Annotated in this window: 8 protein-coding genes; 2 read left to right on the top strand and 6 right to left on the bottom strand. The window is 53.1% G+C overall.

Features of this window, described 5'->3' with window-relative positions; genetic code table 11:
* Positions 1-24 precede the first annotated feature (24 nt).
* From K7P01_RS25645 to K7P01_RS25660, 4 genes are read right to left on the bottom strand one after another with little or no spacing between them, the layout of a single operon-like run.
* Entirely contained in the window at positions 25-1227 is a 1203-nt protein-coding gene (locus K7P01_RS25645; RefSeq protein ID WP_267297452.1) for a DUF4998 domain-containing protein, read from the bottom strand.
* Between the two features lie 26 nt (positions 1228-1253).
* Positions 1254-2480 carry a DUF5000 domain-containing lipoprotein gene (locus K7P01_RS25650; RefSeq protein ID WP_267297453.1) on the bottom strand — a complete coding sequence of 409 codons (1227 nt, stop codon included), beginning with the start codon at positions 2478-2480 and terminating at the stop codon, positions 1254-1256.
* Positions 2481-2490: 10 nt separating this feature from the next.
* Positions 2491-4401, bottom strand: coding sequence for a RagB/SusD family nutrient uptake outer membrane protein (locus K7P01_RS25655; RefSeq protein WP_267297454.1), 1911 nt, complete (start codon positions 4399-4401; stop codon positions 2491-2493).
* Between the two features lie 13 nt (positions 4402-4414).
* Positions 4415-7645 carry a SusC/RagA family TonB-linked outer membrane protein gene (locus K7P01_RS25660; protein WP_267297455.1) on the bottom strand — a complete coding sequence of 1077 codons (3231 nt, stop codon included), beginning with the start codon at positions 7643-7645 and terminating at the stop codon, positions 4415-4417.
* Between the two features lie 226 nt (positions 7646-7871).
* Here K7P01_RS25660 and K7P01_RS25665 point away from each other — a divergent pair, with 226 nt between their 5' ends.
* Complete coding sequence (locus tag K7P01_RS25665) at positions 7872-8504, top strand: TetR/AcrR family transcriptional regulator (protein ID WP_267297456.1); 633 nt, start codon at positions 7872-7874, stop codon at positions 8502-8504.
* A gap of 22 nt (positions 8505-8526) precedes the next feature.
* On the opposite strand, the gene treZ is transcribed toward K7P01_RS25665, so the two are convergent.
* Together treZ and K7P01_RS25675 are read right to left on the bottom strand one after the other, a co-directional pair.
* Complete coding sequence (gene treZ / locus K7P01_RS25670; protein WP_267297457.1) at positions 8527-10383, bottom strand: malto-oligosyltrehalose trehalohydrolase; 1857 nt, start codon at positions 10381-10383, stop codon at positions 8527-8529.
* 7 nt (positions 10384-10390) lie between these two features.
* Entirely contained in the window at positions 10391-12004 is a 1614-nt protein-coding gene (locus tag K7P01_RS25675) for an alpha-amylase family glycosyl hydrolase (RefSeq protein ID WP_267297458.1), read from the bottom strand.
* 97 nt (positions 12005-12101) lie between these two features.
* Between K7P01_RS25675 and K7P01_RS25680 the strand changes: the two genes are divergently transcribed.
* Positions 12102-13208 (top strand): AI-2E family transporter, encoded by a 1107-nt coding sequence (locus K7P01_RS25680; RefSeq protein WP_267297459.1) that lies wholly within the window; start codon positions 12102-12104, stop codon positions 13206-13208.
* Positions 13209-13300: the final 92 nt, after the last annotated feature.

The raw sequence follows: 13300 nt of genomic DNA on the forward strand, positions 1-13300 counted from the left end.
CATACAGAAAGACAACGTTTTACGTTATTTACGCCAGAAGGTCAACTCACTCATATTGCTGTAGTAGCTGTCGTTGGTCGTAACATGGAGCACCCGGATGCGGATATACCGTACCGGAGGAGCTCCCTCCAGCAAATCGACCTTGAAAGGAGCCTTGCCATCATCGTTACGGGTCACCTCTCTCAATAAGGTCCATCCTTTGGCTATTGCTTCATCCTTCCACCCCGGATCGTTCCCCGGCAGGGTTGTTTCGGCATCGGTCAGATCGTCAATTCCCCACACTTCGAAACGGTCGGGATTATTGCAGCAATCACGACCGGTTTCTTCCAGTTGCGCGAGGTTTTCAAAAACCTGTCCAAGGTCGAATGTGAAGTGATGTGGAATGGCGGAATTGCCATCGCTATGGTAGATGTTGGGGTAACCCTGCGGTCCCACGCTACCATCCCACAGCTTGCTCACACTCGTGCCACTTTCATAGACATTCACATCGTTGGGCAAATGTACCTCGCTAAACAACGCCTTGTTCAACGGCGTGAGAATGGGCGGGAATGTATCGTAACGCGTGACGTAAAAGGTGTCGATGGCATTGCTTACGGGAATGTATGACGATCGGTAGCGAACGACCGTGCCCGGTTGGTAACCGTCTAACGTCACGGCGGTACCTTCACCCTGCAGCGACTGTTCGACGCGTACACCCGCCTGGTTGGTATACTCTACCACCGTTGCGACGTGAATTGTATCGCCTTGTACAAAATGCAATGTTGGGATATTGTTTCCGTCCATGGTATAGGCTTGGCCATCCGGCCGCCGGTTAAACAGGCTGGCCGCATACACCGGCCCGTAGGCACGGGCGTTCTCTACTTCCAGGGGAACGGACTTGTGTCCCTTCGCATCATACGCGTGAACGGTAAAGTTGTATACATACTCCTGAAGTCCTGGAATGGATACGGTCATGGTATCTGCCGGATCGTGGCTGCTGGCCTCTACTTCGAGTGAGTCGCGGTGATTATTCCAATAAACCATATACTTCACAATACTGGGATCGGGGCTCGGCTGCCACGCCAGCGCCAGGCGCTGATTACCGGGGCGGTAAAAGACGTTGATCGGCACCCCGGGGTATACAATTTCGCCGTCGTGCAGGAAGGACTCATAGTCCGTATCGAGCGACTCACAGGCCGCCAGACCGGCTACCAGCACTATGATAAAGATTTTTATACGTGTCGTCATAATAGTAGTCTTCTAATCTTCAGGTATTATTCAGGTTTACCAAAGAGGGTAATTTCCATGGCGTGCGCAAAGTCACCGTTTGACCACGTTTCCGAAACGGCGAGGCGTACGAATTTCACGGGCTGACTGTTAATGGGCACGTTGAAGTTTATACCCGCCAGCACAAAGGCGGCATCCTGTGCATTTGTCGCGCCGGGTGGCAGGCCTGACGGCGGCTCGGGAAACTTATAATTCGCGAGGTTCACCCAGTCCCCCACAACTGTCCCTATTTCAGAGGTAAGCGGTAACACAGCGTCTTGCGGCGAGCTCACCGATGATCCCCACAGCGTAAACGTACGGGGGTTGCCGTGACTATACGTAAACTCCGCGGTACGTTCGTAGAGGACAAAGCGGCTTAACTGAAAATTACCGCCCAATCCAAATGTGCAGACGATGGGCAGCGGCCCGCCAGGCGCAGTGTGCCATCCAGCGGAGTATGCGTCCACCTTGTTGTCCCATAAATACGGAAGATCCCAGCCGTAGGCAATCTCGTTATCGCTGGGCAGTTTGTACGCAAAAAACTGTTGTTTGTCAAGTACCTGCTCGAACAGCGGTGTGAGCTCCTGCCGCAATGTATCGGACACGTTACCAAACTCATCTGTTATATAGACACCGAAGGAACGTGGTATATCGCGAAAGCCGCGGACGGAATGATTAATCGAGTCGGTAGCGGTATACAGTTGGTCCACGATCTCCTGTTGTTGTGTGACCGAGTCATAGGTAATGACCACAATGCCGACCGTTTCCTCCAATGGATTCCTGGCGATAATGTTCAAACCACCGAAATCGGGCGAGATCTCGAGTGTAGGACGTATCATGAGATAGGGTGGCGTATCCGGATGCACTTTTACGACGACAGGGTCGGACTTTACATTGGCGCGGCTTACGGCCCACAGGGTCACGTCGTAGTCCTGACTTTGCGCAAAGCCACGTACAGTGACCGTGTCGGAGTAATAGCTCGACTTGACCTGGCGTGTTTTTACGTCGTTGATCTTATACTCCGCCTGCACGTAGAGCAGGTTTTCAGAGGTTGGCAATGTATAGGTGATGTGTGCGCCGCCGTGGAAGTTATGCACTTCCACGTTCGAGACCGGCAGCGGTTTTGACGTGTCGGTCGATACCGGGTCTACGTAACGGCCGCCTTCCTCGCAGGCTGTCAGCAGCGCCAGGAACAGGACCGGCAGCAAGAATATAAAATAAACATTCTGTTTCATAAGCATGATGTTACCAGTAAGGATTTTGAACCAGGTTGGGGTTAACCACCAGGGCGTTTTGTTTGATCGGCCATAAGTAGTCACGCAGGCCAAAGTTGGGAATGATCACGGTGGTCGGCTGATAATACCGTGACGGTTCTTCTTCGTACACGCTCCATCCCTGCATGGGCCGGCTCAGCACTTGTTGCAGCTCTTTCCAGCGCCGGAGATCCCACCCGCTCTGGGCTTCAAAACACAGCTCGATGCGTCGTTCCTGGTGAATGATCTGACGCAAGCCATCCTGATTTTGATATTTGTTGGGATGGGTGGAATGCGCTGACCACGCAGCCTCCACAGTCGGCAGTCCGGCCCGCAGGCGTACGGCATTGAGATAGGTATATACTTCTTCGCCCGGGCCGTTGACCTCATTCAGGGCTTCTGCATACAATAAATACAATCCGGCGAGCCGCATCATAGGCAACCGGAAATGCACGGGCTGAAAGCCGTCATCGTATACCGACAGATAGTGCACCAGTTTCTTCGGCCAGTAGCCTGTGATGTTAATGGTATTGCGATCTTTCGGTCCGGCGAGGCCCGATACACCCCGCGCCTGCACGTAGAACGATTTATCCGGATCCAACTGGCCGTTGCCATACCAGATGCCACCGTCAAACGCCAGGCTGGCATAGAAGCGTGGCTCCCGTCCAAAGTGTCCCCGGATTGTTTGATATCCTTGCTGGATGTAGTAACGTGTGTCGGGACCACCACTCTGTATGTCGTACCGGTTGGCGTAATCCCAATTCTTATCTTCCTGAATGGGCACACCATGTTCGGTATAAAACAGGTCGGTTGTCGACAGCGGCACGGCAAAGGTCGAGGGGTTCGAGAATATGTTGACGGCAGCCAATTTGGTCATCCGTGGAGTAGCATAGCCCTGGTGGTCAAACGTGGGGTTAAGTGCCCAGATGAGCTCCGAATTCAAATCCCAACGCTCGGTCACAGCATTCTGGATGGTCAGCACCTGGCGCAAGGCCTCGGGCAGGTTGGAAATGTTGGCTGGCTGAATAAAGGTATATAACCGTAGGCCCTGTTCTTCACACGCCTGAATCGCCTCGCGGCAGGCGTCTGCCGCCCGCGCCCATTTACCGGCATCGTACGCTTGCGGGAATAGTACCACGCCATCCTTGTCTTTATAGTCGGCGTAGTCAGGGTTGCCATTAAACAACGGGCTGGCCGCTGTCATCAATACTTCCGCCTTCACCGAGAGCGCGATGAGGCGTGTGGCACGCCCCAGTTCACGTGCCTGGTTTGTAATGACCGGTGGCAGATCTACCGCAGCCTCGTCTAACAACCGCACGATATAGTGGAAGACCGAGTCCAGGGGCTCACGCTTCACGCGCACGTCTTCCACTTCTGCCGAGATAGGAATATTTTTATCGACAATCGGCACGGGACCATACTTGCGCACCAGCAAATAATGATAGTATGCTTTCAGGAACTTTACCTCGGCAATCCACCGCGTCTTTTCGGCGGGCGACAGATCGATCGGCTGATCGATTCCTTCCAGCATGGTATTGCAGATGCGGATGGAGCGGAACATACTATAATTTCCGTTCTCGCCGTCCCAGCTGTTTAGCCCGGGTGATCCTGCATTCTGCGTACCGCGGATCAGGTTAAACCCGGTCTCGTTGATGGGATGCTGCGACAAGTTGTTGGGATAGATAATCTCTGACGACGTCGTAAAGCCTGCGTTGGTCACGTTGTCCGCGCCGCGTTGCAGGTACGCATAACACGAGAAGAGATAGTTCTCGGCTTCGTTCCGGTTGTGAAAAGCATATTCCAGTGTTCCGACGTTCTCAGGCGTCACGTCGAGGTAATCGGAGCACGACACACCCAACAGCAGCGCTGCGAGCGTACAAATAAAGGCTGTTAATCGTTTCATAGGGATGATGCGATCAGATATTGATGTTAATACCCGCGTTGTATACTTTTTGGATCGGGTAGTTGAAGCCCTGACCTGCTTGCTCCGGATCCCACATTTTGAACTTGCTAAAGGTGAGCAGATTCAGGCCACTGAAGTAGATGCGACAGTTGGAGAGCTTATAGCGATTGACAAGCTGGCGGGGAAGCGTATAGCCCACTTCGACTGATTTTAATCGCATGAAGCTACCATCACGCATCCACCACGTACTGTTCTGCAAATTGTTCTCGATCTCTTGTGTCGTCGTACCCAGGCGCGGATATAGTGCGTACAGATCCTGATTTTCTTCCGACCAATGGCTGTCGGCCCACGCCGTCAGCAATTGGGTGTTGCCGCCAATGTAGGGATCTGGGCTTGGAATGAACGGGCTCGTGCGTCTGGGATCAACAAAGAACGAAACACGGGCCTGGCCCTGAAAGAAGGCTGATAAATCGAAGTTGTGATACCCCGCAGAAAAACCAAAACCATATACCACCTGGGGTGTCGTCGGGAAACCGATGAAGGTTTGGTCTGCACCGTCGATGATCCCGTCGTTGTTGAGGTCGCGGTATTTAATATCACCTCCTTTTGGTGCAATACCATTGGTGGAGAAGATCTGCGACGGCGAGTTGGCCGCCTCCTTATCATCGACAAAAAGACGCTCGGCAATGTACCCGTACTCGCGGTTGATCGGCTGCCCCTTGCGGTAGCGGTAGGCCTCTTCATATTGAGGCTCCTCGTAGTTTACGTACTTATTTTGCGCATATGTGAGGTTGGCGCGCGCACTCAGGAATCCGTTGCCGGCAAAGTTTTTCTTGTAATCGAGCGACAGGTCCAGTCCGCGTGAACGCGCGGTACCGATGTTGGCGCTGGGCCAGGCATCATCCAGTACTTCCAGGCCCATGGTGCTGGGAATATCCGAACGCCGCATCAGGATGTTATACCGGTATTGATTATATACCTCGGCGATGACGGTCAGGTTTTGCAGAAATGTCGCTTCGAGCGCTACGTTTACCTGGCGGGAAGTCTCCCACGTTACATCGGGATTCTCGTAGTTGCGAATAAAGACACCGTCGCGTTGATAGCCATTGTTGAGACCAAACTGCGCGTAGTTACCACCCCCGTTCAGGTTGACGTCTGACAGGTAAAAGAACCGTTGGTTACCAATCGCATCGTTCCCCACCAGGCCATAGCTGGCGCGCAACTTGAGGTAGCTGACGATGTTCGTGGCGTCTTGAAAAAATTCTTCTCCCGAGATCACCCAACCCGCCCCGATAGTCGGGAAAAAGCCAAACCGATGATCGGACGAGAAGCGCTCAGACCCGTTGTAGCCAAAGTTAAATTCCGCGAAGTAGCGGGTCTTATACGAATAGGTGGCACGTCCCGCCAACGTCAGGTTGCGATACGGCAACGAATATTGCAGGCTGGGCTGCTTCGTCTTCGGATCGATGGCATTGGAGTTGAGGTTCTGCTGCCGCGTGCCAATCAGCAAGCCGTTGAGGGTGTGGTCACCCAGCGTTTTGGTGTAGTCCAACGCACCCTGGAAATAGATATAGGTGCTGAGGTCCGGACGGCCGGGACTGTAATTCAGGTATTCGGTGGCAACGTTGTTGCCGGTAGGGTTCGGGTTCAACCACAACAGGTTGTAGTCTCCGGAAGCTTTATCATACGTCGCGATATTATAATAAAATGGCGAATAGGCCATCTGCGAATCGAAGTACGAATAGCGGTTGGTGCTGAACATGCCGCGGAAAGACAGCCCCTCTGTTATAAAATCAAAGTCCTGATGGACCTCCAGCTGTGCCGACATGCGCGACTCGGACGAGTTCTTGTGCCCGCGCAACATGGCCGCGTACGGATTATTATAGTCGATGTTGTTGTTATTCCCCGAGCGCGAAATGTTTCCAAACAAAATGTGTTTCGCATTGCGATTGGCTTCATCCGGCTCGTAGTATGCCGGGAACAATACCGGGCTGGTGTGCACGGCATAATTATACAAGTCCGTTGAGAATGAGCCGTCGGCGGAAAGCGGTCCGTTGTATTCGTTAAAGTTTCCGGACAGGCGCACAATCAGCTCCGTCGTCTTGGTTACATCGATGTTGATGTTGGAGCGTAATTGAAAATTCTGGAATTTGATATTGTTGTCGGCATTGTTGCGGGTGTCCTGCTGTAGAATGCCGTGGTCGACGTTATACGACGTACCGATATAATACCGGGCTACACCACCACCACCGCTGACGCTGAGGTTGGCGCGTTGTGTCGACGTGCGTTTTTTAAACAGCAGGTTGAGCCAGTCTACGGCGGGGTATACATACGGATTGCTGCCGGGAGCACCGCGCAGGGTCGCCTGGGTATTGATAATCTTGTTGTGATCGAACTCCGGGCTTTGCAGCGGGTTGCGCGTGGTCACTCCTTCGTTATACAAATTCATATAGGTGATCGGGTCGGCCAGTGCCAGCGTGCGGGCTGACTGCGAGAATGAATTCTCCAACCGGAAATTGATCTTGGCGGTGCCTTCTTTCCCTTGCTTGGTCGTGACGAGGATCACACCGTTCGCACCGCGTGCACCATACAAGGCCGTGGCGCTGGCGTCTTTTAGTATAGAGAAGCTCGCGATGTCATCTACCTGCAAGCGCGCCAGGTCGGAGGACGTGAGCTCTACGTTGTCAATCAGAATAAGCGGATTCTGGCGATAGCCGAAAGTGGTTACGCCGCGAATAAAGAAGGTGGCGTTGTCCTGGCCCGGTTGGCCGCTACGCTGATAGGCAATAACACCCGCAATCTGTCCCGCCATGGCGGTGGTCAGGTTGCTGGACGGAATCTTGAGCTCCGACGGCTGCACGCTCGTCACCGAGCCTACTACGGCTTCCTTTCGTTGCTTTTCACCGTAGGCGACAACAACCACTTCCGTGAGACTCGAGATGTCGGGCTCGATAACGACGTTCAGTGACTGGCGTGTGCCCACTACTTCTTCCCGTACTTTGTAGCCTACAAACGAGAACACCAGCACACTGTTGGCATCCGGCACCGCAAGGGTGAAGGCACCGTCAGCGTTCGTGGTAGTTCCTTCCGTCGTGCCTTTGATGACGACGTTCACACCGGGCATCGTCTCGCCCGATTCATCGCGCACGACCCCTTTGACCGTTAGGGTCTGCCCCACCCCCGGCAGGCTCGTCAGCAGCCACAACGCCGCTAAAAAGCCCAGTTTACAGTAGAATCTATTCATATGGTATTAGGTTAAGATTTGATCGGATTACCGTTCCCGCAACCGATTTCTTAACAATAATAACACGATTAGGGCTTATGTCCTAATTGTAGGACGGACTTTATTAATCAATGCTTTTCGGTTTTAGGACGACAATCCTACCGGTTAAAAAAAGAGCGGATGAATGGATCAATGAATTTTCTCTATTTTGCGTCATCCTCACGTTAGGGACACGTACTATTCAGTTATGACAACCAAAGAAAAGATAATCTCCAAAGCGATCGACCTCTATAACGAGCAGGGTTTTGCGAACATCACCAGCCGCGATATCGCCAAGGAATTGAAGATCAGTCACGGCAACCTCGAATATCATTATCAGAATAAAGAAACGTTGCTTGCGGCCATATATATGTGTATGAAGGACGAAGTGTCTTCTTACTTTGCCGAAATTGACCAGTCACAGGACCCCTTTGTACAATTCGATACGTACCTGCGCCGGCTGGAGCCCTTTCAGACGAAGTATCTGTTTTTTAACCTGGACGTGTTGGAGATCTCGCGTAAGTATCCGGCGATTAAAGAAAAATTGGATGCGACTATTCTTTTGCGGAAGGAGCAGATGACTCACTTCTTTAATCTCTTTGACGAAAGTGGATATTTGCAGCCAGAGCCGAGTAAGGAGTATTATACCCGACTGCAGCACAAGATCCGGGTGTTGATTACATTTTGGGTATCACAGGAAGCGGTGCTGCAGAATTTTCACCCGGGGCAACATATTTCAATGACGATATCGATTTGGGATTTGCTGCTGCCTCACCTTACCGAAAAAGGCAAGCGACAATATAAAAATGTATCGCAGGCGTTGACGCCTGTTTTGAAATAGAAACGGCTGAGCGGCACCAGTTCTACACCACGCTGGCATACCCGCGGTACACTGTTACGCTCAATGGTCCGACGGTAATAGACTCCGTCGACAACGCTGCCACAGGCGCCCGCACGCTCTCCTCGGCTGCATCCTGCCACTCCGGGTCGTTTGAGTCCAGGAGCTTTCGCCATGCGCTTCCTTCGCCGGGCATGTATATCGTGGCCGGCTGGGGTGAAAAGTTAAGCATGCATAGCCACGACATATTCTGCCCCACTCCCCCTATATATAAGGCGATACCGGCTTTGCCGAAGGTTATTACTTGCATGTTGCCGCGTATGAAACTGCGGGCGGTGATGCACTGACGCCGTAAGGCAAGCAACGCTTTATGCCAGCCGAGCATGATGGCATGTAGGCCTTCGTTGCGTTGATGCCACTGTAATACCGAATGGCGGAAGGTATCTTCCGCGGCAGGGTCTTCGGGTTCTCCACCTGCTAAAAAACGGCCGAGCTCTTCTTTTCGTCCGCGTCGGACGGCCTGTATCAGTGCGGGGTCGCTAAAGCTTACAAAATAGTGGAACGGTGTTTCGTCGGCATACTCTTCGCCCATAAACAACATCGGGATATAAGGCGCGAGCAGGATGGCCGCCGCCGCGAGCTTCAGGCGGCTAAAGTCCAGCAGTACGCTCAGGCGCTCGCCGTGCACGCGATTACCTACCTGGTCGTGGTTCATCGTAAACACGACAAAACGATTGCCCGGTATACCCGCAGACGACGCACCATACCGCCGCTTGCGAAAGGCTACGTAATCGCCCGTCAGGACAAATCCCTCGGCATATGCTTTTGCCAGCGGTGCGATGCCACCGCTATAATCTTCGTAGCGTATTTTGCCTTCGTCGTGTAATAGTGCATAGAGCGCGTGGTGAAAGTCGTCTAGCCACTGGCCGTCAAAGCCATACCCACCGGCGGCCGGTGACGTTACTACCTTAGGATTGTTCAGGTCACTTTCGGCCACGAGGTGCAACGGCCTACCGATCTGTTGTGACAGGTTCTTCACCTCACGGTGCAACGCTTGCCATAGATGATCAGCATTCGTATCAAATACCATATGAATAGCATCAAGCCGCAGGCCGTCGAGATGAAAGTGCCGGAACCAATACGCGGCATTGTTGATAAAAAAGTCGCGGACGCCGTCGGACCATGCCTGATCGAAATTGACTGCGGCCCCCCAGGGCACCTGGTGTGCGTTGGTAAAATACGGCGCGTACGCACGGAAGTAATTACCTTCGGGCCCCACGTGATTATATACTACATCGAGAAAGACCGCGATGCCGCGCTGGTGACAAGCATTCACCAGACGTTTTAATCCTTCGGGCCCTCCATACGAATGTTGTACGGCATACGGAAATACACCGTCATATCCCCAGTTTCGTGCCCCAGGAAACTGTGCCAGGGGCATCAGCTGCAACGCATTGATCCCCACTTCAGCCAACGCCTCAAGTCGTGGAATGATGGCATCGAATGTTCCCTCGGGCGTAAAAGTACCGACGTGCAGCTCATACAACACCAATGCTTCCAGGGGCCACCCGCGCCAGTCTTTATCGTCCCACACAAACGCATCGTGATCCACTACCGCCGATGCGCCATGAACGTCGTCCGGCTGGTGGTGCGACGCAACGTCCGGTACATCCGCCCCGCCATCGGGCCGAAAGAAATAACGCGTGCCGGGCATAACATCGGGTACCGTAATGTGAAAGTATCCGGTTATATCCCGCTCCATTTCCACTTCCCGTTCCCCGGGTGCCACGAGGTGCAGCACCATGCGTTTCTTTTCGGGTGCCCAAACAGTGAACCGGCAACGGCCTTGTGCGTACTCCGCGCCCGGTAGAGGTGTCATCATAACAGCATTACGAGTCTAATTTTACTACAATGCCCTCGTCACCTTCCAGCGGCATTAACGCTTCAAGGTCGCGATCGTCGGCCCCCACGACCGTGGATAAGACCACGGTGCCTTTTAGCCCACGCTCGCCGGCGCGGAAGAGCGCCGTGCGGTGTGTCAGGTTTAACACGATCAGGAACCGCTTGCCGCCGATCTCTTCGCGGATATACGATATCAGCTGATGGTCCCCATACACAGGGGTATAATTTCCTATGGTAAAGGCCCGCTCCGCATGGCGTAATTGCAATAACCGGCGATATAAAGAAAGCATCGACCCTGGGTCGTTGCGCTGCAGGGCAACATTGCGTTGCCCGGCGTGGCGCTCAAGGGGTAACCAGGGGCGCACCGCGGAGAATCCGGCATGGACCATCGCGTCCCACTGCATGGGTGTGCGCGCCGGGTCGCGGCTTAGATTTTTGTCGGGCATGTTTAATCCCTGTGGATCCTGGATCTGATTCCACGGTATGGGTACATCGCGCATACCGATCTCGTCGCCATAGTACAACGTTGGCGTGCCCCGTAGCGTCAACAGTAACATCGCCGCGACGCGGGCCTGGTCGGAGCCGATACGGCTGGCGATGCGCGGTTGGTCGTGGTTGCTCAACACCCAGTTCGGCCACCCCTCCAGGGGCAATGCCCCCTCGTATTCGTTTATCGCGGCCGCTATCGTGGCCGCATTCCAGGGTAGCGTGATCAGTTGAAAATTGAACGGCAGGTGCGCACCGGTGTTATCTACGCCATAATAGGTCACCAGTTTGTGAATCGGCAGGTATATCTCGCCGATCATCACCCGCTCGGTATACCGATCCAACAGCGCCCGCATGCGCCGCACGAGGTCGTGCACTTCTGGTTGATCCGTAGAGTACACCGGCAACAATTGATCGTAGGTACCCATATGAGGCTTGTAGTCCGGATTGGGTGGATTGTCTCGCCATTGTCCGTCTTTGATCATGTGCCACATGACATCCACCCGGAAACCATCCACACCGCGGTCGAGCCAGAACTGCATAACTTTTAGCATTGCCTCCTGCACCTCGGGATTGCGCCAATTCAAATCCGGCTGCTCCTTCAGAAATGCATGATAATAATATTGCTGTGTGACTTCATCCCACTCCCATGCCGGACCACCAAAGGCCGCCAGCCAATTGTTCGGTACGCTGCCGTCTTCTTTCGCATCGCGCCACAAATACCAGTTGCGTTTTGGATTATCCTTTGACGAACGTGATTCGAGAAACCACGGATGTTTATCGGAGGTATGGTTGGGCACCAGGTCGAGGATGAGCTTCAGGCCGCGCGCGTGTATGTCTGCCAGCAAGGCATCAAAGTCTGCCAGGGTGCCGAAGAGTGGATGGATATCGGTGTAATCAGAAATGTCGTAGCCGAAGTCTGCCATCGGCGAGGGATAGATCGGCGAAATCCATACGGCTTTCACGCCGAGCCATTGCAGATAATCCAGGCGCTGTTGTATGCCGCGGAGGTCGCCAACGCCGTCGCCGTTGGCATCTTGAAAGGAACGGGGGTATAGTTGGTAGATTACACCGCTTTTCCACCAGAGTGGTGTTTGTGTGGGAGCTTCTTTCATGGTTTTCCAGTGGGGAAAAAAGTATGCCGCTGGCGATGTTTCTCTACAGGTGGCTGCGGTGCAGTTTTTGTATCCATCTTTCTACAACCCGACCTGTATGAAAGAAATCATTTCCCGCATTAATCAATACCTTTTGCTCGCTATTTTAACGACCATCGTACTGTTCTATGGCAAAGTAGTGCTGGTTCCCGTACTGTTTGCGGCGTTGCTCGCCATGTTAATGGCGCCTGTCTGTCGCTGGCTCGATTCCAAAGGGCTGTCGCGTCCACTCTCTACCGCGGTGTGCATTCTGATCCTGCTCGTGTCGCTGCTGGCGGTTCTGGGTGTTGTGGCCGCGGAGATCTCGACGTTTGTGGGCGAGTCGGAGGCAATTGAGAAAAAAGCAAATGAGCTGTTGGCAAACCTGCAGGGCTTTATCGAGGAGACTTTTGGTGTCGCGCCGGAAAAGCAAATGACAGTGGTGAAGGAGCAGGTAAAGAATATGGGCAAGTCGGCAGGATCTTTTGCCGGGGCATTTATCGGCGGTATTACCGGTACCATTGCCGGGTTGCTGATCACGCTGGTGTTCACCTTTCTTTTTCTGTTCAACAAAGAACGGTACGAGTCCTTTTTCCTGAAGCTATATAAAGACGAAGAGCCGGCTAAAGTAAAGACGATCGTTAACAAGATTACAACCGTCGCACAGAAATATCTTACGGGGCGCGTGATGTCCATCCTGACACTGGCTACACTTTACTCCATCGGCCTGTTGATCGTCGGTATTAAAAATGCGATACTGTTAGCCGGTATCGCAGCGTTGCTGACCGTGGTACCATATGTAGGCTCGGTGCTTGGCGGGCTGTTTCCGTTTATGATAGCGCTGGTAACGGAAGATTCTGTGCAGCCTGCTCTGATGGTAGTCGTCGTGATTGTAGCGATCCAGACCATTGATAACTATTTTATCGAGCCGAACATGGTAGGTGGTGAGGTGAACCTGAGTGCATTTGCGTCCATTCTGGCGATTCTGGTAGGTGGTCTTGTCTGGGGTGTGGCGGGAATGGTGCTGTTTATTCCGATGGTTGGGATTATTAAGATTGTGTGTGATCATGTGGAACCGTTGAAACCCGTCGGCTATGTGCTGGGAGATCCGGATGGGAATAAACCTTCAAAAGTGAAGGAGTGGGTACGGGAGAAGCTGCATTTGACGAAAAAGAAGCGTGGGTAGTCAAAACAGTGTGAGTGTGAGCGTGAGAGCGAAGAAAAACAGCGCGAGTATGTTCGCTCCCGCTCTCACACTCACGCTGTTTTACAGGTAGG

The sequence above is a fragment of the Parachryseolinea silvisoli genome (genome assembly GCF_021190955.1).
Classification (GTDB): Bacteria; Bacteroidota; Bacteroidia; order Cytophagales; family Cyclobacteriaceae; genus Ohtaekwangia; species Ohtaekwangia silvisoli.

Excerpts from the sequence above, each read along its gene's own strand:
- K7P01_RS25675 (WP_267297458.1), bottom strand. The coding sequence starts at position 12,004 with ATGAAAGAAGCTCCCACACAAACACCACTCTGGTGGAAAAGCGGTGTA.
- K7P01_RS25660 (WP_267297455.1), bottom strand. The coding sequence starts at position 7,645 with ATGAATAGATTCTACTGTAAACTGGGCTTTTTAGCGGCGTTGTGGCTG.
- treZ (WP_267297457.1), bottom strand. The coding sequence starts at position 10,383 with ATGATGACACCTCTACCGGGCGCGGAGTACGCACAAGGCCGTTGCCGG.
- K7P01_RS25645 (WP_267297452.1), bottom strand. The coding sequence starts at position 1,227 with ATGACGACACGTATAAAAATCTTTATCATAGTGCTGGTAGCCGGTCTG.
- K7P01_RS25655 (WP_267297454.1), bottom strand. The coding sequence starts at position 4,401 with ATGAAACGATTAACAGCCTTTATTTGTACGCTCGCAGCGCTGCTGTTG.
- K7P01_RS25665 (WP_267297456.1), top strand. The coding sequence starts at position 7,872 with ATGACAACCAAAGAAAAGATAATCTCCAAAGCGATCGACCTCTATAAC.
- K7P01_RS25650 (WP_267297453.1), bottom strand. The coding sequence starts at position 2,480 with ATGAAACAGAATGTTTATTTTATATTCTTGCTGCCGGTCCTGTTCCTG.
- K7P01_RS25680 (WP_267297459.1), top strand. The coding sequence starts at position 12,102 with ATGAAAGAAATCATTTCCCGCATTAATCAATACCTTTTGCTCGCTATT.